Source organism: Streptomyces sp. NPDC053367 (assembly GCF_044545925.1).
Classification (GTDB): Bacteria; Actinomycetota; Actinomycetes; order Streptomycetales; family Streptomycetaceae; genus Streptomyces.
The window spans coordinates 328,887-351,903 of sequence record NZ_JBITYN010000001.1 but is presented as its reverse complement, the minus strand read 5'-3'; the positions used below and the strand labels follow the sequence as shown (position 1 = coordinate 351,903).

At 71.0% G+C, this 23,017-nt stretch carries 20 protein-coding genes; 16 read left to right on the top strand and 4 right to left on the bottom strand.

Going from position 1 to position 23,017, the window contains the following annotated elements:
• The first annotated feature begins 13 nt into the window (after nucleotides 1–13).
• The 9 genes from ftsW (at nucleotide 14) to ACIGXJ_RS01575 (ending at nucleotide 8,527) form a co-directional block, all read left to right on the top strand.
• Nucleotides 14–1,375, top strand: coding sequence for a putative lipid II flippase FtsW (gene ftsW, locus ACIGXJ_RS01615; RefSeq protein WP_399640106.1), 1,362 nt, complete (start codon nucleotides 14–16; stop codon nucleotides 1,373–1,375).
• Nucleotides 1,376–1,381: 6 nt separating this feature from the next.
• Entirely contained in the window at nucleotides 1,382–2,479 is a 1,098-nt protein-coding gene (murG, locus tag ACIGXJ_RS01610) for an undecaprenyldiphospho-muramoylpentapeptide beta-N-acetylglucosaminyltransferase (RefSeq protein ID WP_399640103.1), read from the top strand.
• Nucleotides 2,480–2,529: 50 nt separating this feature from the next.
• A complete protein-coding gene (locus ACIGXJ_RS01605; protein ID WP_399640100.1) occupies nucleotides 2,530–3,321 on the top strand; it encodes a cell division protein FtsQ/DivIB in 792 nt (263 codons plus the stop codon).
• Nucleotides 3,322–3,609: 288 nt separating this feature from the next.
• On the top strand, nucleotides 3,610–4,800 hold the full coding sequence (gene ftsZ / locus ACIGXJ_RS01600) for a cell division protein FtsZ (protein WP_399640098.1): 1,191 nt from the start codon (nucleotides 3,610–3,612) through the stop codon (nucleotides 4,798–4,800).
• Complete coding sequence (gene pgeF, locus ACIGXJ_RS01595) at nucleotides 4,797–5,528, top strand: peptidoglycan editing factor PgeF (RefSeq protein WP_399640093.1); 732 nt, start codon at nucleotides 4,797–4,799, stop codon at nucleotides 5,526–5,528. Before ftsZ ends, pgeF begins: the two co-directional genes overlap by 4 nt.
• 6 nt (nucleotides 5,529–5,534) lie before the next feature.
• Nucleotides 5,535–6,254 (top strand): YggS family pyridoxal phosphate-dependent enzyme, encoded by a 720-nt coding sequence (locus ACIGXJ_RS01590; protein WP_399640091.1) that lies wholly within the window; start codon nucleotides 5,535–5,537, stop codon nucleotides 6,252–6,254.
• Nucleotides 6,255–6,382: 128 nt separating this feature from the next.
• Nucleotides 6,383–7,024, top strand: coding sequence for a cell division protein SepF (locus tag ACIGXJ_RS01585; protein WP_399640089.1), 642 nt, complete (start codon nucleotides 6,383–6,385; stop codon nucleotides 7,022–7,024).
• A gap of 59 nt (nucleotides 7,025–7,083) precedes the next feature.
• On the top strand, nucleotides 7,084–7,371 hold the full coding sequence (locus ACIGXJ_RS01580) for a YggT family protein (protein WP_386380364.1): 288 nt from the start codon (nucleotides 7,084–7,086) through the stop codon (nucleotides 7,369–7,371).
• A 55-nt stretch (nucleotides 7,372–7,426) separates the two neighbouring features.
• On the top strand, nucleotides 7,427–8,527 hold the full coding sequence (locus ACIGXJ_RS01575; protein ID WP_399640086.1) for a DivIVA domain-containing protein: 1,101 nt from the start codon (nucleotides 7,427–7,429) through the stop codon (nucleotides 8,525–8,527).
• A 221-nt stretch (nucleotides 8,528–8,748) separates the two neighbouring features.
• Here the strand turns inward: ACIGXJ_RS01575 and ileS are convergent, their stop codons facing one another.
• On the bottom strand, nucleotides 8,749–11,892 hold the full coding sequence (gene ileS / locus ACIGXJ_RS01570; RefSeq protein ID WP_399640084.1) for an isoleucine--tRNA ligase: 3,144 nt from the start codon (nucleotides 11,890–11,892) through the stop codon (nucleotides 8,749–8,751).
• 585 nt (nucleotides 11,893–12,477) lie between these two features.
• Between ileS and ACIGXJ_RS01565 the strand changes: the two genes are divergently transcribed.
• The 6 genes from ACIGXJ_RS01565 (at nucleotide 12,478) to ACIGXJ_RS01540 (ending at nucleotide 18,211) form a co-directional block, all read left to right on the top strand.
• Entirely contained in the window at nucleotides 12,478–13,563 is a 1,086-nt protein-coding gene (locus tag ACIGXJ_RS01565; RefSeq protein WP_399640082.1) for a TraR/DksA family transcriptional regulator, read from the top strand.
• 87 nt (nucleotides 13,564–13,650) lie between these two features.
• Nucleotides 13,651–14,322, top strand: a complete 672-nt coding sequence (gene lspA, locus ACIGXJ_RS01560; protein ID WP_399640080.1) for a signal peptidase II — start codon at nucleotides 13,651–13,653, stop codon at nucleotides 14,320–14,322.
• A gap of 50 nt (nucleotides 14,323–14,372) precedes the next feature.
• Nucleotides 14,373–15,317: an RluA family pseudouridine synthase gene (locus tag ACIGXJ_RS01555; protein WP_399640077.1), complete on the top strand. Its 945-nt coding sequence runs from the start codon at nucleotides 14,373–14,375 to the stop codon at nucleotides 15,315–15,317.
• Nucleotides 15,314–15,778, top strand: coding sequence for a GNAT family N-acetyltransferase (locus tag ACIGXJ_RS01550; RefSeq protein WP_399640074.1), 465 nt, complete (start codon nucleotides 15,314–15,316; stop codon nucleotides 15,776–15,778). Before ACIGXJ_RS01555 ends, ACIGXJ_RS01550 begins: the two co-directional genes overlap by 4 nt.
• Nucleotides 15,779–15,856: 78 nt before the next feature.
• A complete protein-coding gene (locus tag ACIGXJ_RS01545; protein ID WP_399640071.1) occupies nucleotides 15,857–17,431 on the top strand; it encodes a Na+/H+ antiporter in 1,575 nt (524 codons plus the stop codon).
• A 39-nt stretch (nucleotides 17,432–17,470) separates the two neighbouring features.
• Nucleotides 17,471–18,211: an SDR family NAD(P)-dependent oxidoreductase gene (locus tag ACIGXJ_RS01540; protein ID WP_399640068.1), complete on the top strand. Its 741-nt coding sequence runs from the start codon at nucleotides 17,471–17,473 to the stop codon at nucleotides 18,209–18,211.
• Nucleotides 18,212–18,227: 16 nt separating this feature from the next.
• Here the strand turns inward: ACIGXJ_RS01540 and ACIGXJ_RS01535 are convergent, their stop codons facing one another.
• Nucleotides 18,228–19,328 carry a mechanosensitive ion channel family protein gene (locus tag ACIGXJ_RS01535; RefSeq protein WP_399640066.1) on the bottom strand — a complete coding sequence of 367 codons (1,101 nt, stop codon included), beginning with the start codon at nucleotides 19,326–19,328 and terminating at the stop codon, nucleotides 18,228–18,230.
• A gap of 93 nt (nucleotides 19,329–19,421) precedes the next feature.
• On the opposite strand from ACIGXJ_RS01535, the gene ACIGXJ_RS01530 reads away from it, so the two are divergent.
• The gene (locus ACIGXJ_RS01530; protein WP_399640063.1) at nucleotides 19,422–20,009 is read left to right on the top strand and encodes a dienelactone hydrolase family protein; all 588 of its coding nucleotides are present in this window, start codon (nucleotides 19,422–19,424) and stop codon (nucleotides 20,007–20,009) included.
• On the opposite strand, the gene ACIGXJ_RS01525 is transcribed toward ACIGXJ_RS01530, so the two are convergent.
• Together ACIGXJ_RS01525 and ACIGXJ_RS01520 are read right to left on the bottom strand one after the other, a co-directional pair.
• Nucleotides 19,994–20,980 (bottom strand): zinc metalloprotease, encoded by a 987-nt coding sequence (locus ACIGXJ_RS01525; protein ID WP_399640060.1) that lies wholly within the window; start codon nucleotides 20,978–20,980, stop codon nucleotides 19,994–19,996. The two genes, ACIGXJ_RS01530 and ACIGXJ_RS01525, sit on opposite strands and share 16 nt — an antisense overlap.
• A gap of 322 nt (nucleotides 20,981–21,302) precedes the next feature.
• Nucleotides 21,303–22,964 carry an alkaline phosphatase D family protein gene (locus tag ACIGXJ_RS01520; RefSeq protein ID WP_399640057.1) on the bottom strand — a complete coding sequence of 554 codons (1,662 nt, stop codon included), beginning with the start codon at nucleotides 22,962–22,964 and terminating at the stop codon, nucleotides 21,303–21,305.
• Nucleotides 22,965–23,017: the final 53 nt, after the last annotated feature.

Genomic DNA, 23,017 nt, shown 5'->3' with positions numbered 1-23,017 from the left:
AGCGGAGGCGCTGATGCCCAGTAGCCGTACCGGCCGCCGGCCCGCCCCCCGGGCCGCCGTGCGGCCCGCCGCCCCCCGCCCCCCGCGCGAGAACCCGGTCCTACGGCTCTACACGCGCGCGCGCAAGGCGTGGGACCGGCCGCTGACGGCGTACTACCTGATCCTCGGCGGCAGTCTGCTGATCATCGTGCTGGGTCTGGTGATGGTCTACTCGGCCTCCCAGATCAAGGCGCTGCAGATGGGCCTGACGGGCTCCTGGTTCTTCCGCAAGCAGCTGCTCGCCGCGGTGATCGGCGGGGGGCTGCTGCTCGCCGCCTCGCGGATGCCGGTGAAGCTGCACCGGGCGCTGGCCTATCCGATCCTCGCGGGCGCGGTCTTCCTGATGGCGCTGGTGCAGGTGCCGGGGATAGGGATGTCGGTCAACGGCAACCAGAACTGGATCTCCGTCGGCGGCCCCTTCCAGCTCCAGCCCAGCGAGTTCGGCAAGCTCGCGCTGGTGCTGTGGGGCGCCGATCTGCTGGCCCGCAAGCAGGACAAGAAGCTGCTGACGCAGTGGAAGCACATGCTGGTGCCGCTGGTGCCGGTCGCGTTCCTGCTGCTCGGGCTGATCATGCTCGGCGGGGACATGGGCACGGCGATCATCCTGACGGCGATCCTGTTCGGCCTGCTGTGGCTGGCCGGGGCGCCCACCCGGCTGTTCGTCGGGGTGCTGTCGGTGGCGGCCCTGATCGGTGTGGTGCTGATCAGGACCAGCCCCAACCGGATGGCCCGGCTGCAGTGCCTCGGTGCCACCGACCCCGGCCCGGGCGACGCGTGCTGGCAGGCCGTGCACGGCATCTACGCCCTCGCCTCCGGCGGAATCTTCGGGTCCGGGCTCGGCGCGAGTGTGGAGAAATGGGGCCAACTCCCCGAAGCGCACACCGACTTCATCTTCGCCGTCACCGGTGAGGAACTGGGCCTGGCGGGGACGCTGTCGGTGCTCGCCCTCTTCGCCGCTCTAGGCTATGCGGGTATCCGCGTGGCCGGACGCACGGAGGACCCCTTCGTGAGGTACGCCGCGGGAGGTGTGACCACCTGGATCACGGCCCAGGCCGTGATCAACATGGGTGCGGTGCTCGGTCTGCTGCCGATCGCCGGTGTCCCCCTCCCGCTGTTCTCCTACGGGGGTTCCGCCCTGCTGCCGACCATGTTCGCCATCGGGCTGCTGATCGCTTTCGCGCGCGACGAGCCCGCTGCGCGGGCGGCGCTTGCGATGCGGCAACCCCGCTTTGGTAGAAAGCGGGGGGCTGGGGGCACCCGTTCAGGTCGGAGTCCCCGGAGATGGAACACGATGCGACGGCGCACCTCGGCGGTGCGCTCGTCCGGAGAGCGGTGAATTTCGGTGCATGTCGTACTCGCCGGCGGGGGCACCGCGGGCCACATCGAGCCCGCGCTCGCCCTCGCGGACGCCCTGCGCAGGCAGGACCCGACCGTGGGCATCACGGCCCTGGGCACGGAGCGCGGCCTGGAGACCAGGCTGGTTCCCGAGCGCGGCTACGAGCTGGCGCTGATCCCTGCGGTACCGCTGCCCCGTAAGCCGACCCCCGAGCTGATCACCGTCCCGGGCCGGCTGCGCGGCACGATCAAGGCCGCCGAGCAGATCCTGGAGCGCACCAAGGCCGACTGCGTCGTCGGCTTCGGCGGCTACGTGGCGCTGCCCGGCTATCTGGCCGCCAAGCGGCTCGGCGTGCCGATCGTCATCCACGAGGCGAACGCCCGGCCCGGTCTGGCCAACAAGATCGGCTCGCGGTACGCCGCCCAGGTCGCCGTCTCCACGCCGGACAGCAAGCTGCGCGGCGCCCGCTACATCGGCATCCCGCTGCGCCGCTCCATCGCCACCCTGGACCGGGCCGCCATGCGCCCCGAGGCCCGCGCCGCCTTCGGGCTCGACCCGAACCTGCCGACCCTGCTCGTCACGGGCGGCTCGCAGGGCGCCCGGCGGCTGAACGAGGTCGTGCAGCAGGTCGCGCCGTGGCTGCAGCAGGCCGGAATCCAGATCCTGCACGCGGTCGGCCCGAAGAACGAACTGCCGCAGGTGCACCAGATGCCGGGGATGCCCCCGTACATCCCGGTAAGTTACCTGGACCGGATGGATCTCGCGTACGCCGCGGCCGACATGATGCTCTGCCGCGCGGGCGCGATGACCGTCGCCGAGCTCTCCGCCGTCGGACTGCCGGCCGCCTATGTCCCGCTGCCCATCGGCAACGGTGAACAGCGGCTGAACGCCCAGCCGGTGGTCAAGGCCGGCGGCGGTCTGCTGGTCGACGACGCGGACCTCACCCCGGAGTGGGTGCAGCAGAACGTGCTGCCCGTGCTCGCCGATCCGCACCGGCTGTACCAGATGTCCCGCGCCGCCGGTGAGTTCGGCCGGCGCGACGCCGACGACCTGCTCGTCGGCATGGTGTACGAGGCGATCGCCGCCAGTCGTGCACACCGGTAGGAACCGTAGGCCCGCGTAGGCGTTTCCGTGCGGGCGGGAAGGCAGGAAGCGTGGCCGGTACGACCACCGCCGAGCGCGGTGAACGCCAGCAGGAGTCGTCCGGCCCGCCCCCCGCTCGGCGGTTCGCCCGGCGCCGCCTGCGCCTCCTGCTCGCGGGCGCCGCCCTCGTGCTCGTCTCGGCGGGCGGCGTCTGGCTGTCGTACGGCTCGCCCTGGCTGCGCGTGGAACGGGTCGGCGTCCTCGGCACCGCGGTGCTGACGCCCGCTCAGGTGCGCGAGGCGGCCGACGTGCCCGTGGGGGACCCGCTGGTCTCGGTGGACACCGATGCGATCGAGGCGCGACTGCGCCGGGAACTGCCCCGGATCGACACGGTCGAAGTCAGTCGTTCCTGGCCGCATGGAATTGTCCTGAAAGTGGTTGAACGCACCCCTGTGCTCTTGGTGAAAAAGGGCGGAAAGTTCATCGAAGTGGACGATGAAGGCGTCCGTTTCGCCACGGTTTCCGAGGCCCCCAAAGGCGTGCCCGCACTGGAATTGACCGTTTCCCGAACCGGTTCGGCCGCTCCCAGTCTGCGCCGCTTCGGCGAGGGCCGGCTGACGCGCGAGGCGGTCCGGGTGGCGGGCGCGCTCCCGGCCGCCGTCGCCCGTGACACCCGGGTGGTCCGGGTGCGCTCCTACGACGCCGTCTCGCTGGAGTTGAACGACGGCCGGACCGTCGCCTGGGGCAGCTCCGAGAAGGGGCGCGCGAAGGCCCGTACGCTCACCGCTCTCATGAAAGCGGCCCCCGGTGCACGGCACTTCGACGTGAGCGTCCCCACGGCCCCTGCGTCATCGGGGAGTTGACGCACATACGCGCAGGCCAGCACCCTGGTTGGGCAGCGCTACGGCTGATCACATAGGGTGAAAAGAAAAACGGGAGGTTCGGCGTGTTCGTTGAACGCGCGCCACTTGTCGACTTAGTGTCTCGTTCAGAAGACTCCAAGGAACAGACATACTGGTAACCCTAAACTTGAGCTTTAGGGTTCGGGTCGGCGAAACGGACCGTCCCATTCGGCATCAGTCGTCTGATCGCGGGACGCGGCGCGTCCCGGTGATCCGTCGACACGTAACTCGAGGCGAGAGGCCTTCGACGTGGCAGCACCGCAGAACTACCTCGCAGTCATCAAAGTCATCGGTGTCGGCGGCGGTGGTGTCAATGCCATCAACCGGATGATCGAGGTCGGTCTCAAGGGCGTCGAGTTCATCGCCATCAACACCGACGCGCAAGCTCTGTTGATGAGCGACGCCGACGTCAAGCTCGACGTCGGCCGTGAACTCACCCGCGGACTCGGCGCCGGAGCCAACCCGGCCGTCGGCCGCAAGGCCGCCGAGGACCACCGCGAGGAGATCGAGGAGGTCCTCAAGGGGGCCGACATGGTCTTCGTGACAGCCGGTGAAGGCGGCGGCACCGGCACCGGCGGCGCGCCCGTCGTGGCCAACATCGCACGCTCGCTCGGCGCGCTCACCATCGGCGTGGTCACGCGCCCGTTCACCTTCGAGGGACGGCGCCGCGCGAACCAGGCCGAGGACGGCATCGCCGAACTCCGCGAAGAGGTCGACACCCTCATCGTCATCCCGAACGACCGGCTGCTGTCCATCTCGGACCGCCAGGTCTCGGTCCTGGACGCCTTCAAGTCCGCCGACCAGGTCCTGCTCTCCGGTGTTCAGGGCATCACCGACCTCATCACCACGCCCGGCCTGATCAACCTGGACTTCGCCGACGTCAAGTCGGTCATGTCCGAGGCCGGTTCGGCCCTCATGGGCATCGGCTCGGCCCGCGGCGACGACCGTGCGGTGGCCGCGGCCGAGATGGCGATCTCCTCCCCGCTGCTGGAAGCCTCCATCGACGGCGCCCGGGGGGTGCTGCTCTCCATCTCCGGCGGCTCCGACCTCGGCCTGTTCGAGATCAACGAGGCCGCCCAGCTGGTCAGCGAGGCCGCCCACCCCGAGGCCAACATCATCTTCGGCGCGGTCATCGACGACGCCCTCGGCGACGAGGTGCGCGTCACCGTCATCGCGGCCGGCTTCGACGGGGGCCAGCCCCCTGCCCGCCGGGACAACGTCCTCGGCTCGGCCTCGGCCAAGCGCGAGGAGCCGGCCCCGGCCCGGCAGACCGAGTCCCGCCCGACCTTCGGCTCGCTCGGCAGCGTCACGCCGAAGGAGGAGCCGGAGCCCGCGCCCGAGCCGGTGGCCGACCTCCCGGTCGCCCCGCCCGTACCGCCGTCGCGGACCTACGACAGCAGCGCGGCCGAGGAGCTGGACGTGCCGGACTTCCTCAAGTGATAGGACAGCGCGAGAGCGTGAGCGGCGCGCACTTCGCCTTCACCGACAGGTGGGGCGGGGTGAGCGCCGCTCCGTATGAGGAGCTCAACCTGGGCGGCGCCGTCGGCGACGACCCGGAGGCGGTCCGCACCAACCGGGAGCTGGCCGCCAAGTCGCTGGGGCTGGACCCCGCCTCGGTCGTCTGGATGAACCAGGTGCACAGCGCGGACGTGGCCGTCGTCGGCGGACCCTGGCCGGCCGGCGCCGAGATCCCGCAGGTCGACGCGGTGGTCACCGCCCGGCGCGGACTGGCCCTCGCCGTACTGACCGCGGACTGCGTGCCCGTACTGCTGGCCGACCCGGTCGCCGGTGTCGCCGCCGCCGCCCACGCGGGCCGGCCCGGCATGACCGCCGGGGTGGTCCCCGCCGCCGTACGGGCCATGACCGAACTCGGCGCCGATCCCGCTCGGATCGTCGCCCGCACCGGGCCGGCGGTGTGCGGCCGGTGCTACGAGGTGCCGCAGGCCATGCGCGCCGAGGTCGCCGCGGTCGAGCCGGCGGCGCACGCCGAGACGAGCTGGGGCACCCCCGCGGTGGACGTCGCCGCCGGAGTGCACGCGCAGCTGAACCGGCTCGGGGTCGCCGACCGGGCGCAGTCGCCGGTCTGCACGCTCGAGTCGGGGGACCACTTCTCGTACCGCCGGGACCGCTCCACAGGGCGGCTCGCCGGCTATGTCTGGCTGGACTGATGGGGCATGACGGACCGTAGGGACGAACTCGCCGCGAACCTGGCGAAGGTGGAGGAGCGCATCGCCGCGGCCTGCAAGGCCGCCGGGCGTGAGCGCGACGAGGTGACGCTGATCGTGGTCACCAAGACCTACCCGGCGAGCGATGTACGGATCCTGTCGGAACTCGGTGTGCGCCATGTCGCCGAGAACCGTGACCAGGACGCGGCACCCAAGGCCGCGGAATGTGCGGATCTGCCCCTGAATTGGCACTTCGTCGGTCAGTTGCAGACCAACAAGGTGCGTTCCGTGACCGGTTACGCGGACTTCGTGCAGTCCGTCGACCGGGCCCGGCTCGTGACGGCGCTCTCCAAGGAGGCCGTGCGGGCGGAGCGCGAACTGGGGTGTCTGATCCAGGTCGCGCTGGACGCGGGGGAGCGGGGCAGAGGGGAGCGGGGCGGTGTCGCCCCCGGCGGAATCGAAGAGTTGGCCGACCTCGTCGCCGGCTCGCCGGGACTGCGGCTCGACGGGCTGATGACCGTCGCTCCGCTGACCGGCGAGTACGCGGGGCGCCAACGGGCGGCGTTCGAGCGGTTGATGGATTTGTCGACTGACCTGCGCCGAGCCCATCCGGCTGCGAACATGGTCTCCGCAGGGATGAGTGCGGACCTCGAGGAGGCCGTGGCGGCCGGAGCGACACATGTACGCGTCGGCACCGCGGTACTCGGAGTCCGCGCCGGGCTCGGGTAACGTCGCCAGGAAGTCGGACCACAGCAGAAAATATGGTCATTGCCGCCGAAAGGGGGCACAAGGACCACGTGGATCGCGGGCACTTGGCGGTCGTCAGCGGATCCACCACAGAGCGGAGGACTCAGAGCATGGCCGGCGCGATGCGCAAGATGGCGGTCTACCTCGGCCTCGTGGAGGACGATGGGTACGACGGCCGGGGATTCGACCCCGATGACGACTTCGAGCCCGAACTCGACCCGGAGCCCGAGCGTGACCACCGACGGCACGAGCCGTCGCATCAGCAGCACATCGCACATCAGCCCGAAAGGGACGAAGAGGTGCGAATCGTGCAGGCGCCCATGCCTCGCGAGCCGGTCGCCCGATCCGCTTCGCCCGTCGCGGAATCCGGCCGTCCGGCGCGTATCGCGCCCGTGGCGTCCATCACACAAGAACGTCAGTCCCTGGAGAAGAACGCACCGGTGATCATGCCCAAGGTCGTGTCCGAACGAGAGCCTTACCGGATCACCACGCTTCACCCGCGGACCTACAACGAGGCCCGTACCATCGGGGAACACTTCCGTGAGGGCACCCCGGTGATCATGAATCTGACTGAGATGGACGACACAGACGCGAAGCGACTTGTCGACTTTGCGGCAGGTTTGGTGTTTGGTCTTCACGGCAGCATCGAGCGGGTGACGCAGAAGGTGTTTCTGTTGTCGCCTGCTAACGTCGATGTCACGGCGGAGGACAAGGCCCGCATCGCAGAGGGCGGGTTCTTCAACCAGAGCTGAGACGCACCACCGGCAAGAACAGCACGGAACAGGGAACAGGGGAGAGGGAAGCACCAGTCATGAGCGTGGCCTTGCAGGTTCTTTACATCGCGCTGATGGTGTTCCTCATCGTGCTGATCTTCCGACTGGTCATGGACTACGTCTTCCAGTTCGCCCGCTCGTGGCAACCCGGCAAGGCGATGGTGGTCGTTCTGGAGGCCACCTACACTGTCACCGATCCACCGCTCAAGCTTCTGCGGCGGGTGATCCCGCCGTTGCGTCTCGGGGGCGTGGCGCTCGACCTGTCCTTCTTCGTACTGATGATCATCGTCTACATCCTGATCACGCTCGTGCGGAGCGCGATGTGAGCGATGTGACAGATACGGTCTTGCCGACTGCCGACGACAACGTTGAGGTGAAGAGATGCCGTTGACCCCCGAGGACGTGCGGAACAAGCAGTTCACGACCGTCCGCCTCCGAGAAGGCTATGACGAGGACGAGGTCGATGCCTTCCTCGATGAGGTCGAAGCCGAACTGACGCGCCTGCTCCGCGAGAACGAGGACCTGCGCGCCAAGCTGGCCGCGGCCACGCGCGCTGCTGCGCAGAACCAGCAGAACATGCGCAAGCCGCCGGAGCAGCAGGACCAGCAGCAGCCGCCGCAGGGTATGCGAGGACCCGGCGCTCCGGTGCCGGCCGGCATATCGGGCCCGCCGCAGCAGCAGATGGGTGGCCCCATGGGTGGCCCGCCCCAGCTGCCGAGCGGTGCCCCGCAGCTGCCCGCCGGCCCCGGCGGTCAGGGTCCGCAGGGTCCCGGTCCGATGGGTCAGGGTCCCGGTCCGATGGGCCAGCCCCCGATGCCGCAGCAGATGGGCGGCCCCATGGGCGGTCCGATGGGCGGCCCCGGCCCGATGGGTCAGGGTCCCGGTGGTGACAGCGCCGCGCGTGTCCTCTCGCTGGCCCAGCAGACCGCCGACCAGGCGATCGCCGAGGCCCGCTCCGAGGCGAACAAGATCGTCGGTGAGGCCCGCAGCCGCGCCGAGGGTCTCGAGCGTGACGCCCGTGCCAAGGCCGACGCCCTGGAGCGGGACGCGCAGGAGAAGCACCGCGTCGCCATGGGCTCCCTGGAGTCCGCGCGCGCCACGCTGGAGCGCAAGGTCGAGGATCTGCGCGGCTTCGAGCGCGAGTACCGTACGCGCCTGAAGTCCTACCTGGAGTCCCAGCTGCGTCAGCTGGAGACCCAGGCCGACGACTCCCTCGCGCCGCCGCGCACCCCGGCGACCGCGTCGCTGCCGCCGTCCCCGGCGCCCTCCATGGCCCCGGCCGGCGCGAGCGCCCCGTCGTACGGCGGCAACCAGCCGATGGGCGGTGCCCCGGGTCCGTCCGCGCCGTCCTACGGTGGTCAGCAGCAGATGTCCCCGGCGATGACCCAGCCCATGGCTCCGGTCCGCCCGCAGGGCCCGTCCCCGATGGGTCAGGCGCCGTCGCCGATGCGTGGCTTCCTCATCGACGAGGACGACAACTGACGGCCGGTAGTACGCCTTAGGCGTCGGCAGCGTTCAATAGGGGCGGGCCCCGGATTCCAGATCCGGGGCCCGCCCCTTTTACGCGCGTTGCGGGCAGTGCCCTCGGGGCGCGGGGAACTGCGCAAGTAACTGCGCGAGGACACACGCACGACCCGCAGCCGGAGACGTCCGGACATGCCGACGGCGGCCGCCCGCGAGGACGGCCGCCGTCGGTGCGCGGGTTACGCCTTGCGCAGGCGGAACGTCAGCGACAGCCCCTCATCGGTGAACGGCGACCCGAACGTGTCGTCCGCCTCACCTTCGGCGAAGTCCGTCGCGAGGACCTCGTCGGCGATGAGCCCGGCGTGCTCGGTCAGCGCCGACGTCACCGCCGGGTCCGTGGACGACCACCGCAGCGCGATCCGGTCGGCCACGTCCAGCCCGCTGTTCTTACGGGCCTCCTGGATCAGCCGGATGGCGTCCCGCGCGAGGCCGGCCCGCCGCAGCTCCTCCGTGATCTCCAGGTCGAGCGCGACGGTGGCACCCGAGTCGGAGGCCACCGACCAGCCCTCGCGCGGCGTCTCGGTGATGATCACCTCGTCCGGGGCGAGGGAGACGGTCTCGCCGTCGACCTCCACCGAGGCCGTGCCCTCACGCAGGGCCAGCGACAGCGCTGCCGCGTCGGCGGCGGCCACGGCCTTGGCCACGTCCTGCACCCGCTTGCCGAACCGCTTGCCCAGCGCACGGAAGTTGGCCTTGGCGGTGGTGTCCACCAGCGACCCGCCGACCTCGGACAGCGAGGCGAGCGACGAGACGTTCAGCTCCTCGGTGATCTGCGTGTGCAGCTCCGGGTCGAGGCTCTCGAAACCCGCGGCCGCCACCAGGGCACGGGACAGCGGCTGACGGGTCTTGACGCCCGACTCCGCGCGCGTGGCACGCCCCAGCTCCACCAGGCGCCGCACCAGCACCATCTGCCTCGACAGCTCCGGGTCGATGGCGCCCATGTCCGCCTCCGGCCAGGAGGCGAGGTGCACCGACTCCGGGGCGCCCGGGGTGACCGGCACGACCAGGTCCTGCCAGACCCGCTCGGTGATGAACGGGGTCAGCGGGGCCATCAGCTTGGTGACCGTCTCGACGACCTCGTGCAGCGTGCGCAGCGCGGCCTTGTCGCCCTGCCAGAAGCGGCGCCGCGAGCGACGGACGTACCAGTTGGAGAGGTCGTCGACGAACGCGGACAGCAGCTTGCCGGCGCGCTGGGTGTCGTACGCCTCCAGCGCCTGCGTCACCTGGTCGGTGAGCGCGTGGAGTTCGGACAGCAGCCAGCGGTCGAGCAGCGGACGCTCGGCCGGGGCCGGGTCGGCCTCGGAGGGCGCCCAGTTCGACGTACGGGCGTACAGGGCCTGGAAGGCGACCGTGTTCCAGTAGGTGAGGAGTGTCTTGCGGACGACCTCCTGGATGGTGCCGTGGCCCACGCGGCGGGCCGCCCACGGGGAGCCGCCGGCCGCCATGAACCAGCGCACCGCGTCCGCGCCGTGCTGATCCATGAGCGGGATCGGCTGCAGGATGTTGCCCAGGTGCTTGGACATCTTGCGGCCGTCCTCGGCGAGGATGTGGCCGAGGCAGACGACGTTCTCGTAGGACGACTTGTCGAAGACCAGCGTGCCGACCGCCATCAGGGTGTAGAACCACCCGCGCGTCTGGTCGATGGCCTCGGAGATGAACTGCGCCGGGTAGCGGCTCTCGAACAGCTCCTTGTTCTTGTACGGGTAGCCCCACTGCGCGAACGGCATCGAGCCCGAGTCGTACCAGGCGTCGATGACCTCCGGCACGCGCACCGCTTCGAGGGAGCAGCCCTCGTGGGTGCAGGTGAACGTGACGTCGTCGATGTACGGGCGGTGCGGGTCCAGCTCCGACTGGTCGGTGCCGCTCAGCTCGGTCAGCTCCGCGCGGGAGCCGACGCAGGTGAGGTGGCCCTCCTCGCAGCGCCAGATGGGCAGCGGGGTGCCCCAGTAGCGGTTGCGGGAGAGCGCCCAGTCGATGTTGTTGCTCAGCCAGTCGCCGAAGCGGCCGTGCTTGACGGTGTCCGGGAACCAGTTGGTCTTCTCGTTCTCCTGGAGCATGCGGTCCTTGACCGCCGTCGTACGGATGTACCAGGAGGGCTGCGCGTAGTAGAGCAGCGCGGTGTGGCAGCGCCAGCAGTGCGGGTAGCTGTGCTCGTACGGCAGGTGCCGGAAGAGCAGGCCGCGCGCGCCGAGGTCCTCGGTGAGCTTCTCGTCGGCCTTCTTGAAGAAGACGCCGCCGACCAGGGGGACCTCGGGCGAGAAGGTGCCGTCCGGCAGGACCGGGTTGACCACCGGCAGGCCGTAGGCGCGGCAGACCTTGAGGTCGTCCTCACCGAAGGCGGGGGACTGGTGGACCAGACCGGTGCCGTCCTCGGTGGTGACGTACTCGGCGTTCACCACGAAGTGGGCCTCGGCCGGGAACTCGATGAGCTCGAAGGGGCGCTGGTACGTCCAGCGCTCCATCTCGGCGCCGGTGAAGGACTGGCCGGTGGTCTCCCAGCCCTCGCCGAGTGCCTTGGCGAGCAGCGGCTCGGCGACGACGAGCTTCTCCTCGCCGTCGGTGGCGACGACGTAGGTGACCTCGGGGTGCGCGGCGACGGCCGTGTTGGACACCAGCGTCCACGGGGTGGTCGTCCAGACCAGCAGCGCGGCCTCGCCGGCCAGCGGGCCGGAGGTCAGCGGGAAGCGGACGTACACCGACGGGTCGACGACCGTCTCGTAGCCCTGGGCCAGCTCGTGGTCGGACAGGCCGGTGCCGCAGCGGGGACACCAGGGGGCGACGCGGTGGTCCTGGACGAGGAGGCCCTTGTCGAAGATCTCCTTCAGCGACCACCAGACCGACTCCACGTACTCGGGGTCCATGGTCCGGTAGGCGTCGTCCAGGTCGACCCAGTAGCCCATGCGGGTCGTCAGCTCGGCGAAGGCGTCGGTGTGCCGGGTCACCGACTCGCGGCACTTGGCGTTGAACTCGGCGATGCCGTAGGCCTCGATGTCCTGCTTGCCGGAGAAGCCCAGCTCCTTCTCCACCGCCAGCTCCACGGGCAGGCCGTGGCAGTCCCAGCCGGCCTTGCGGGCGACGTGGTAGCCGCGCATGGTGCGGAAGCGGGGGAAGACGTCCTTGAAGACACGCGCCTCGATGTGGTGGGCGCCGGGCATGCCGTTGGCGGTGGGCGGGCCCTCGTAGAACACCCACTCGGGGCGTCCCTCGGACTGCTCCAGGCTCTTGGCGAAGATCTTCTGCTCGCGCCAGAAGTCGAGCACCGCGTGCTCGAGAGCGGGCAGGTCGACCTGGGCGGGTACCTGGCGGTACGTAGGCGATGTCATCAGCGAGCTTCCTCCGGCGGACTTGCTGCCTTCCGTCCGGAGGGACGAGAGCCCTGCGCCGGTTTCGGCGCGCTCCCGCGGTACCACCCTCCTTGGCCCTCCGGTGCCGGGTGCGGCGCCGGTGAGCCCCCTCATTGGGGTCGCGATGCCGGGTCTACTCGCCCGCTGGGGGCTTTCTTCCGGCGGCTCCGGGGTGATCTTCACGTCGCGCTCGCCCCCGGGCTCCCACCGTCCCCGGGTCGCTCTGGGCTGCGTACGCCGCTACTCGTCCCCATCCACGCTTTTCGCTCCGCCCAGTGTACGGCGCCCCGCCGACAGCGGCCGACCGGATTTCCGGGGTCCGCGGCGTGGCCCTGGGGGGTGTCCGGGATGACCCGAATGGTCAGGTGTGCCCGTTCGGATTCCGGGACGATCGACCGGTCGGATTACCCGGCGGGGAGCTGGGCACAACGCATGCATGCCGGCCTCGCGGCACGCGCGGGGTGGGCGAATCGGGCGGCGTGCCCCGTTGCCGCGGGACTCGAGTCGATTTATCGTCCCAGCACGATTCGCGAGCAAGATCACAATATGTGAAGGGGCCGCGGCATGGTGGCGAAGAAGACCGCCGAACAGTCGGCGTCCAGCGGGGCCACGCATGCCTCCGGCGGTGGCGCCAAGGACGTCGGGGGGAAGAAGAGCACGGCCTCGAAGCAGGCCGCGGCGAAGCGGACCGCGGCCGGGAAGGCCGCCGCGAAGAAGGCCACCTCATCCGTGGAGGCCGTCCCCCGGGAGGCGGGGGCAGCTCTCCAAGGGGCGGAGGCCGCTTCCCGCGAGGCGGAGGCCGCCTCCCGGAACGCGGTCGACGGGGAGGGGGCGGCAGCGGCGGCCGGGAAGGCCCCCGCCAGGAAAGCCCTGGCCAAGAAGGCACCTGCCGACAAGGCCCCGGCCGGCAAGGCCCCGGCCAAGAAGGCCGCCGCCGACAAGGGGAGTGCCGCCGGCAGGGCCGCCGCCAAGAAGGCGCCGGCCAAGAAGGCGCCGGCCAAGAAGGCCGCCCCCACCGGAAGCAGCACCACCTCCGCCAGGAGCGCGACGAGGAAGACCGAGACGGCGAAGAAGTCCGACGCGGCGAAGAGCACGGCCGCGGCGGCGAAGAGCACGAGCAGGGCGAAGAAGGCGGGCGCGGCCGAGGCCGCGGAGCAGACGGGAGCCACGACGGTGGTTGCGAAGAAGACTCCAGGCACGGCCACGGCGGCCACGACGGCCGTCCCCAAGGCGCGCGGCGCCGCGGTGGAGCCGGGTGAGCTCGCGGTACGCCCCGGCGAGGACCCCTGGACGACGGAGGAGGTCGAGGAGGCACGCGCGGAGCTCACCGGGGAGGCGGAGCGGCTGCGGGCCGAGATCACCTCCTCCGAGGAGTCGCTGGCCGGCCTGATGCGGGACTCCGGCGACGGCGCCGGCGACGACCAGGCCGACACCGGCACGAAGAACATCACGCGCGAGCACGAGCTGGCGCTGGCCGCCAACGCGCGCGAGATGCTGCTGCAGACCGAGCGCGCCCTGGACCGGCTGGACGCGGGAACCTACGGCCTGTGCGAGAACTGCGGCAAGCCCATCGGCAAGGCCCGGATGCAGGCCTTCCCGCGGGCCACGCTGTGCGTGGAGTGCAAGCAGAAGCAGGAACGCCGGTACTGAACGCCGGTACTGAACGCCGGTACTGAGCGGTCGGGGAGGCGTGCCGTACCCTCGTCCTCAGTCAGGCACCTAGGTTGAGGGACTCACGTGGCAGAGGCGGAGCGCATCATCGGTACGCCGGACATCCCCGAGGCGGCACAGACCGCCCAGGAGCGGGATGACAACGGCACGCAGGAGCGGTCGGACGCCTCCGCGGACGCCGGCGCGTCCCGTGACGCCGGCGCGCCCGGGGAGTCCCCGCAGTCCCCGGAGGCCGCGGCCGAGCGGCCCAGGGGGCGGCGCCGGATCGCCGTCCTGTTCGCGGTGGCCGCGTTCGCCTACCTCGTCGACCTGGTCAGCAAGATGCTCGTGGTGACGAAGCTGGAGCACCACGAGGCGATCGAGATCTTTGGCGAGTGGCTGAAGCTCGACGCCATCCGCAACAAGGGCGCGGCCTTCGGCTTCGGCCAGGCCTTCACGATCATCTTCACCGTGATCGCGGCGGCCGTGATCGTGGTGATCTTCCGGCTGGCCCGCAAGCTCTACAGCCTGCCCTGGGCCGTCGCCCTCGGCCTGCTGCTCGGCGGCGCGCTCGGCAACCTCACCGACCGGATCTTCCGCGCCCCGGGCGTCCTGGAGGGCGCGGTCGTCGACTTCATCGCGCCCAAGCACTTCGCCGTGTTCAACCTCGCCGACTCCGCCATCGTGTGCGGCGGCATCCTCATCGTGCTGCTGTCGTTCCGCGGCCTGGACCCGGACGGCACCGTCCACAAGGACTGAGCGGGGCCCGCGGCGACGGGGCTGTCGGTGGCGTCCGGCATACTCGACGGGTGAGCACGATTCCCGAGATCCGTACCCTGCCCGTGCCGGACGGCCTGGAGGGCGAGCGCGTCGACGCCGCCATCTCCCGCATGTTCGGCTTCTCCCGTACGAAGGCGGCGGAGCTTGCGGCCGCGGGCAAGGTGCTGGTCGACGGCGCGGTGGTCGGCAAGTCCGAGCGCGTGCACGGCGGGGCCTGGCTGGAGGTCGAGATGCCGCAGGCGGCCGCTCCGGTGCAGGTGGTGGCCGAGCCGGTCGAGGGCATGGAGATCATCCATGACGACGACGACGTCGTGGTCATCGTCAAGCCCGTCGGTGTCGCCGCGCACCCGTCGCCCGGCTGGACCGGCCCGACCGTCATCGGCGGTCTCGCGGCGGCCGGCTACCGCATCTCCACCTCCGGCGCCGCCGAGCGCCAGGGCATCGTGCACCGCCTCGACGTGGGCACGTCCGGCCTGATGGCGGTGGCCAAGTCGGAGCGCGCGTACACCTCGCTCAAGCGCCAGTTCAAGGAGCGCACGGTCGACAAGCGCTACCACACGCTCGTCCAGGGCCACCCGGACCCGACCAGCGGCACCATCGACGCGCCCATCGGCCGCCACCCGAACCACGACTACAAGTGGGCGGTCACCGCCGAGGGCAAGCCGTCCGTCACGCACTACGACCTCATCGAGGCCTTCCGCGCCGCCTCCCTGCTGGACGTGAAGCTGGAGACGGGCCGCACCCACCAGATCCGCGTCCACATGGCGGCCCACCGCCACCCCTGCGTCGGCGACCTGACGTACGGCGCCGACCCGACGCTCGCCAAGCGGCTGCGGCTGACCCGCCAGTGGCTGCACGCGGTCCGGCTCGGCTTCGAGCACCCGGGGGACGGCAGCTGGGTGGAGTTCGAGAGCGACTACCCGGCCGACCTGCAGACGGCCCTCGACCAGGTCCGCGAGGAGACCTACAAGTGAGCCCCTACAGCGTCCGGGTCGCCGAGGACCCCGCCGACCGCGAGGCGTGCTTCGCCGTGCGCAAGCAGGTCTTCGTCGTCGAGCAGGGCGTCCCGCAGGAGATCGAGTACGACTCCTACGACGCCGGCGCGCTGCATGTGCTGGCGGTGCGGGACGACGGCACCCCGCTCGGCACCGGGCGGCTGCTGCACGGCGGGACCGCCGCTGCCAAGACCGGCGGCGACCCGTCGGCCGGCTCGCTCGGTCGGCTGGCCGTGCTCCAGGAGGCCCGCGGCCTGGGCGTCGGCGTCGCCCTGGTGCGCGCCATCGAGGACGCGGCACGCGCGCGTGGCCTGGCCGCCGTCGACCTGCACGCGCAGACCCACGCGCTGGGCTTCTACGAGCGGCTCGGCTACGAGGCGTACGGCCCGCAGTACATGGAGGCCGGCATCCCGCACCGGGCGATGCGGCGCGCGCTGTAACGCAGCCGCTGCGGGGAAGGAGATCATGGCAGGCTGGCAGCCTGCCGTGTGATCGTCCGACCTTGCGGAGCGCCCTGCGTGGAACAGTTGGCCCTGGTCTTCCTGCTGCTGCTCGGGGCGGTGCTGAGCGTCCCGCTCGGTGACCGGCTGGGACTGCCGTCGCCGGTGCTGATGACGCTGTTCGGCGTCGTCCTCGCGCTGCTCGACTTCGTGCCGAACGTCGACGTACCGCCGGACCTGATCCTGCCGCTGCTGCTTCCTCCGCTGCTGTACGCGGCCGTACGGCGCACCTCCTGGCGGCAGTTCGCGGCGAACGTGCGGCCGATCCTGCTGCTGGCCGTGGCGCTCGTGTTCGTCACCATGCTCAGCGTGGCCGCCGTCGCGCACATGATCGTGCCCGGGCTGCCGCTCGCCGCGGCGTTCGCGCTGGGCGCGCTGGTGGCGCCGCCCGACCCGGTCGCCGCGACCGCCGTCGCCGGACAGCTGGGGCTGCCCCGGCGGCTGGTGTCGATCCTGGAGGGCGAGGGGCTCTTCAACGACGTGACGGCCATCGTGCTCTACCACGTGGCGATCGCCGCCGTCGTCAGCGGCAGCTTCTCCGCCTGGGAGGCCGGTCTCGACCTGGTGCTGTCCGCCGTGGTCGCGCTCGCCGTCGGGCTGGTGCTCGGCTGGGGCGCGAACCGGCTGCTGGACCTGCTCGGCGACCCGACGCTGCAGATCGGGCTGACCCTGCTGGTGCCGTACGCCGCCTACGTACTGGCCGAGGAGCTGCACGGCTCGGGGGTGCTGGCGGTGCTGACCTGCGCCCTGTTCCTCGCCGAGTACGCCGCCGACGCCGACGACGTGATGACCCGGCTCGCCGGGCACGCCTTCTGGGACATCGTCGACACGCTGGTCACCGGGGTGGCGTTCGGGCTGATCGGGCTGGAACTGCACATCGCGGTGCGGACCGCGTCCGGGCGGTGGGGCGAGATGCTCGGCTGGGCGGCGGCGATCGCGGCCGTGGTCGTCCTGGTGCGGCTCGCGTGGCTGCTGCCGGCGACCTGGCTGACCAAGCGGCTGCACGCCCTGCGCGACCACGACGAGGACATCCCTACGAGCTGGCGGGAGACCGTCGTCATGTGGTGGTCGGGGATGCGCGGGGTGGCGTCGGTGGCGCTGGCGCTGGCGATTCCGCTGAAGACCGACGCCGGGACGCCGTTCCCCGACCGGGACGAGATCATCTTCATCGCCTTCGGGGTGATCATGGCGACGCTGGTGCTCCAGGGGCTGACCCTGCCGTGGCTGGTGAAGCGGCTGGGGGTGCAGGCCGACACCGGGCGGGAGAAGGAGTTCGAGAGGGCGCTGGCGCTGCGGGCCGCGAAGGCCGCCAAGCGCAGGCTGCGGGAGATCGAGGAGGTCGAGGAGCTGCCGGAGGAGGTGTCCGAGCGGATGCTGCGGCGGGCCCATGACATCGGGGTGCGGATCGCGCCCGAGATCGGCGAGGAGGAGCGCCGGGAGGCGCTGCGCCGGGTGAAACACGTGCGGCGGATCGAGGGCGAGATGCTCAGCGCCGCACGGCACGAGGTGCTGGCGGCGCGCAGCGAGCCGGGCGCCGACCCGGAGGTGGTCGACCGGGTGCTCAGGCAGCTGGACGTGCGCAGTCTGCGGTGACCGCCTGCGCCGCCCCCTCCGCGTTCGTAGGGTGTGATCATGACTCGTAACGTTGTGATCAGTGGGGGCGGCACCGGGATCGGGCTCGCCGCCGCGCATGCCTTCGCCGCGGACGGGGACCGGGTCCTGCTGCTCGGGCGGCGCGCCGCGGTGCTGGAGAAGGCCGGGGTGCCCGGCGCGCTCACCTGCGCCGCCGACCTCGCCGAGCCCGCGGACGTGCGGCGGGTCGCTCAGTTCGTACGGCAGGAGCTCGGCACCGTGGACGTGCTGGTGCACTCCGCGGGCGGCCACGGCGGGCTGGAGCCGGGAGCCGCGGGCGAGGACCCGCTGGACGCCGTGCTGCACGACTGGAACGTCAACTTCCGGCTGAACGTCCTGACCGCGGTCCTGCTCACCGAGGCCCTCAAGGAACGGCTCGCCGAGCCCGGCGGGCGGGTGCTGTTCCTCAGCTCCATCGCCGCCTACCGGGGGTCGGGCAGCGGGGCGTACGCGGCGTCCAAGGCCGGGCTGCACCCGTACGTCCACGATCTGGCGCGGCAGCTCGGCCCGCGCGGCATCACCGTGAACGCGGTCGCGCCCGGCTACATCGAGGACACCGAGTTCTTCGGCGGAGCCGTCGCCGAGGAGCGCCGCGAGCGGCTGATCGGCGAGACCTCCACCGGCCGCGCCGGGACGCCCGGGGACGTCGCCGCCACCCTGCACTGGCTGGCGTCCCCGGGCGCCGGGCACATCACGTCCCAGATCCTCCAGGTCAACGGCGGCGCCGAGCGCGGCCACTGAGAGCGGGAGGAGCGGGTCAGCGCTCCGAGCGCTGCGCGTCCACGGCGCGCCGCGGGCGGACCCCGTCGGGGGACAGCCGCGCGCCGGGCAGCGTCGCGTCCGCGGTGTTGACCCGGGGCAGGGCGTAGGGGTGGTGGGTGACCAGCCAGCGGATCATCGCCTCGCGCACGGCGACGCGTACCGTCCACACGTCGTCGGCGTCCTTCGCGGTCACCAGCGCCCGCACCTCCATGGTGTTGGGCGTGGTGTCCGTGACGTCCAGGGAGTAGGCGCGGCCGTCCCAGGCCGGGCACTCGCGCAGGATGTCGCGCAGCTTCTCGCGCATCGCGTCGACCGGCGCCGAGTGGTCGAGGTGCCAGAAGACGATGCCGGTCATCTGGGGGGTGCCGCGCGACCAGTTCTCGAACGGCTTGGACGTGAAGTACGACACCGGCATGGTGATCCGGCGCTCGTCCCAGGTGCGCACGGTCAGGAAGGTCAGGGTGATCTCCTCGACCGTGCCCCACTCGCCGTCCACCACGACCGTGTCGCCGATGCGCACCATGTCGCCGAAGGCGATCTGCAGCCCGGCGAACATGTTGCTCAGCGTGGACTGCGCGGCCACACCGGCGACGATGCCGATGATGCCGGCCGAGGCCAGCAGCGAGGCACCGGCCGCGCGCATCGCCGGGAACGTCAGCAGCATCGCGGCCACGGCCACCACACCGACGACCGCGGCCACCACGCGCGTGATGAGCGTCACCTGGGTGCGCACCCGCCGGACGCGCGCCGGGTCGTGGTGGGCGCGTGCGTAACGGCTGTACGTCGTCTCGACCACGGCGCCCGCGATCCGGATCACCAGCCAGGCCGTCGAGCCGATCAATACCAGCGTCAGTGTGCGGCCTATGCCGACATGGTGCTCCTGGAGCAGCCGGGCCTCGTCGTAGGAGCCTCTGAGCAGCGCGGCGCACAGAGCGAGTTGGTAGGGCACCCGGGCACGGCGCAGCAGACCCCACAACGGGGTCTCGCCGTGCCGTCCGTCTGCCTTGGACAGCAGGCGGTCGGTGGCCCAGCCGATCACCACAGTGAGCAGAACCGAGCCGCCGACCACGATCAGTGGTCGGAGTACGTTCTCCATGCCAGAGAACGTAACCGGATCAGGCCGCGGTGAACACGTGGTGCCCTGCTGATCGATGTGAGCCCTGTCCCATCCGGCTGGCACCATGGCCTCATGAACATCATGCTCTTTCACTCGGCCTACGGACTGCGGCCCGCGGTGCGCACCGCCGCCGACCGGCTGCGCGCGGCCGGTCACGAGGTGTGGACGCCCGACCTCTTCGAGGGGCGCACGTTCGACACGGTCGAGGAGGGCATGGCCTGCAAGGACGAGATCGGCAAGGACGAGCTGCTGAGGCGGGCGGTCCTGGCGGCCGCGCCCTACTCCGAACGCGGGCTGGTGTACGCCGGGTTCTCGCTCGGCGCGTCCATCGCGCAGACCCTCGCCCTCGGCGACGACAAGGCACGCGGGCTGCTGCTGCTCCACGGCACCTCGGACATCGCGCCGAACGCCACGGCGGACGAGCTGCCGGTGCAGCTGCATGTCGCCGAGCCCGACCCCTTCGAGACCGACGACTGGCTGAGCTCCTGGTATCTGCAGATGGGCCGTACGGGAGCCGATGTGGAGATCTACCGGTACGCCGGGGCCGGCCATCTGTACACCGACCCCGACCTGCCGGACCACGACGCCGAGGCGGCCGAGGCCACCTGGCGGGTGGCGCTCGGCTTCCTCGACGACCTCGGGGCTCAGCCCGCGCGGTAGGCGGTCCAGCTCTGCTGCATGCGCGTCACCTGGCCGGCGGTGAACTGGTACATGCAGTTGTCGTACGTGTAGTCCATGAAGTTGTGGATCGGGTCCACGCCCGCCTTGCTGGCGCACGAGTCACGGCCCGTCGGGCACTGGTACGCGGCGCTCTTCTCGGCCGGGGTGTCGGTGACGTAGTCGCCGTTGCCGTTACAGCCGCCCTGGAAGGTGTGGTACAGGCCCATCCAGTGGCCGACCTCGTGGGTCGCGGTGTCGCCCTCGTCGTAGTTGGCGGCCGTTCCGCCCGGCAGGGACGCGTCGAGGACGACGACGCCGTCCATGGACGGGTTGGAGCTGTAGGAGCTGGGGAAGGTGGCCCAGCCCAGCAGACCGCCGCCGAGGTTGGCGGTGTAGATGTTCAGCGCGTTCGCGCCGCCCTTGCGCAGAGCCGTCTTCATCGCCTTCTCGGCGGTGGAGCCGGAGCTGAGGTTGTACCAGGTGGCGTTGTCGGTGTAGTCGGTTCCGGCCAGGGTGAACTGGAAGCCGGAGTCGGTGTTTCCGGTGCCCTGGCCGGCGTAGGCCGCGTTCAGGACGTTCATCTGGGCGTTGATGTCGGCCGAGCTGAGCTGGCCCTTGGTGCCGTCGTGGATGACGTGGAAGTACACCGGGACGGTGGCCGAGGCGGCCGCGGCGGAGAGGCGGCCGCTGGAGCGGAGCTTGTCCAGCTTCTTCTTCAGGTCCGCGTCCATGGCCTGGGCCTTGGCGGCGGTGACCTCGTTGGGCTCGGCGATCTGCTGGCCCGCGCCCGGCTTGGCCTCACGGGCGGTGGCGCTCGCGTGCGTGTCCTCGACGCACTCGGTGGCGGGGGTGCTGGCGGCCGCGATGCCGGTGGGGGCCGACACCGGGGCGAGCAGCAGGGTTCCGGCCACGGCTGCCGTGCCGAGAAGGCGTCTGCGCAGAGAGGGAGATATCGGGGCGAGCGCACGCATGCTGACTCCTGTGGGGAGACGGTGGGGAGTTCGCGGGCCAGGGATCTTCCTGGCCGCCGCCCGGAGATTACGTGGACATGCCGACCCGACAAGAGCACTGTTCAGGCCCAAACAAAATTCCGGCGAACGCGGAGGATTGGGAACGTGAACTGGCGAGGTGTCCGGAGTTTGGGACTCGGATGTAACAAGAGCGGTGACCGGCGCGGGTGGTGTGTCCGGATTAGAACCACGGCTCACACCACCCGCCGTAGCGATGTGATCTCGCCTTAACCGCTCAGTAGCAAACGGCTGATGGCTGAAAATCGCCCCTCGGGTGTCCGGCTCACACCGGGCTGTAGGTCCGCTCGACCTTCTGCGTGCCGCTGCGCGTGCGGTACGAACGCGCCCAGGCGGAGGTCGCGTCGGGCTTCGTGCGGTCGGACAGCACGTAGTAGTCCATCTGCGCGCGCTCGGCGGTGATGTCCAGGACGCCGTAGCCGTGGCGGTCGGTGTCGACCCAGTGGACGTGCCGGTTGGCGGCGCGGATCACCGGCGCCGCGACGGCCGAGACCGTGCCCTCGGGGACCTTCACCAGGTCGTCGAGGTTGTCCGAGCTCACCGAGGTGACCACGAACTCCGTGGCCGCCGAGGCCGACAGCGGATACGTGCCGGCGTTCACCGGCACGTCGTTGGCCCACGCCATGTGGATGTCGCCGGTCAGGAACACCGTGTTCCTGATGGCGTTGGAGCGCAGATGCGCCAGCAGTTCACGGCGATCGTCGGTGTAGCCGTCCCACTGGTCGGTGTTGATCGCGAGGCCCTCCTTGGGCAGACCCAGCAGCTCGGCCAGCGGCTTGAGGAGCTCTGCGGACAGCGAGCCGATGGCGAAGGGGGCGATCATCACCGAGTTGCCGACCAGCCGCCAGGTCGTGTCGGAGGACTTCAGGCCCGCTTTCAGCCAGTCCAGCTGGGCGCGGCCGGTCAGCGTGCGCTCCGGGTCGTCGACCTCGCCGTTGCCGAACTTGACCTGCTGCGAACGGAAGGAGCGCAGGTCCAGCAGCGACAGGTCGACGAGCTTGCCGAAGCGCAGCCGGCGGTAGGTGGTGCCGGCGATGGCCGGACGCACCGGCATCCACTCGAAGTAGGCCTGCTTGGCCGCGGACTGCCGGGCCGCCCAGGCGCCCTCCGCGCCCTCGGTGTGGTTCTCCGCGCCGCCGGACCAGGTGTCGTTGGCGAACTCGTGGTCGTCCCAGATCGCCACGACCGGCGCCTTGGCGTGCAGGGCCTGGAGGTCGGGGTCGGTCTTGTAACGGCCGTGCCGGGTGCGGTAATCGGCCAGGCTCACGATCTCGTGGGCCGGGGCGTGCGGCCGTACGACCGTGTCGCGGGTGCCGTACTGGCCGGTGCCGTACTCGTAGATGTAGTCGCCCAGGTGCAGCCAGGCGTCCAGGTCGCCGCGGGCCGCGAGATGGCGGTACGCGGCGAAGTGGCCGGCCTCCCAGTTGGCGCAGGAGACCACGCCGAAGCGCAGGCCCGCGACGGCGGCGTCGGCGGCGGGCGCGGTGCGGGTGCGGCCCGTCGGCGAGTCGGTGCCGCCCGTGGAGAAGCGGAAGAAGTAGTCGGTGGCGGGGGCGAGGCCGCGTACGTCCGCCTTGACCGTGTGGTCGGAGGCGGCCGTGGCGGTGACGGAACCCTTGGCGACGATGTTCGTCAGCGCCTTGTCGGTGGCGACGACCCACTCCACCGGCGTGTCCGGGCCGAGCCCGGATCCGGGCACCGCGTCGGCGGCCGGGGTCACCCGGGTCCACAGCAGGACACCGTCGGGCAGCGGGTCGCCGGAGGCGACGCCGTGCAGGAAGGCGGGGGCCGACTCGGCGGCGCGTGCGGGCAGGGATGCGGCGAGCGGAGCGGCGAGGACGGCTCCGGCAGCGGCGGCCTTGACGACCGAACGGCGGCGCGGAGCAGGCGTGTTGGGATCTATGTGAGATCTGTGGCGACTGGTCACGGCCGATCAGATTACTGATCGGTAGTCCAACATGTAAGACATTCGGACGGCGA

Coding starts and splice junctions, on each gene's coding strand:
- ftsW (WP_399640106.1), top strand. CDS start 14: ATGCCCAGTAGCCGTACCGGCCGCCGGCCCGCCCCCCGGGCCGCCGTG.
- ACIGXJ_RS01590 (WP_399640091.1), top strand. CDS start 5,535: ATGACGGACCGTAGGGACGAACTCGCCGCGAACCTGGCGAAGGTGGAG.
- ACIGXJ_RS01585 (WP_399640089.1), top strand. CDS start 6,383: ATGGCCGGCGCGATGCGCAAGATGGCGGTCTACCTCGGCCTCGTGGAG.
- ACIGXJ_RS01580 (WP_386380364.1), top strand. CDS start 7,084: ATGAGCGTGGCCTTGCAGGTTCTTTACATCGCGCTGATGGTGTTCCTC.
- ACIGXJ_RS01575 (WP_399640086.1), top strand. CDS start 7,427: ATGCCGTTGACCCCCGAGGACGTGCGGAACAAGCAGTTCACGACCGTC.
- ileS (WP_399640084.1), bottom strand. CDS start 11,892: ATGACATCGCCTACGTACCGCCAGGTACCCGCCCAGGTCGACCTGCCC.
- ACIGXJ_RS01565 (WP_399640082.1), top strand. CDS start 12,478: ATGGTGGCGAAGAAGACCGCCGAACAGTCGGCGTCCAGCGGGGCCACG.
- ACIGXJ_RS01540 (WP_399640068.1), top strand. CDS start 17,471: ATGACTCGTAACGTTGTGATCAGTGGGGGCGGCACCGGGATCGGGCTC.
- ACIGXJ_RS01535 (WP_399640066.1), bottom strand. CDS start 19,328: ATGGAGAACGTACTCCGACCACTGATCGTGGTCGGCGGCTCGGTTCTG.
- ACIGXJ_RS01530 (WP_399640063.1), top strand. CDS start 19,422: ATGAACATCATGCTCTTTCACTCGGCCTACGGACTGCGGCCCGCGGTG.
- ACIGXJ_RS01525 (WP_399640060.1), bottom strand. CDS start 20,980: ATGCGTGCGCTCGCCCCGATATCTCCCTCTCTGCGCAGACGCCTTCTC.